The organism is Fructilactobacillus sp. X1R3C1 (assembly GCF_059901545.1).
Genome location: NZ_JBWXUT010000029.1, coordinates 1 through 239 on the forward strand (window position 1 = coordinate 1; position 239 = coordinate 239).

At 66.5% G+C, this 239-nt stretch carries 1 protein-coding gene; it reads right to left on the bottom strand.

Translation table 11 applies throughout. From position 1 onward, the window contains the following. Nucleotides 1-239 (bottom strand): hypothetical protein (locus tag AC6UD8_RS07070; RefSeq protein ID WP_500723604.1); only part of this gene is annotated, 239 nt, incomplete at both ends.

Below are 239 nucleotides of genomic sequence, written 5' to 3' on the forward strand. Positions count from 1 at the left end.
GGTCCAGGGATTGCCACCCGTTGACCAGGCGCTCGCCCACAAATGGAATGCCACCCAGCCAGGCCGGCGCATCGGGCAGCCCGTCGACCTGCACGTCACGCACAAACGCCGTAGCATCGCGAATATGATCGGCCAGGTTGAACCCCAGCCACACCAGCGGCAGTGCCACGATCAGTATCCAGGCCGTGGTCAGCAGGCTGGCCGCCAGGGTTTCACGGCCGCCCAGCACACGCGTCAGC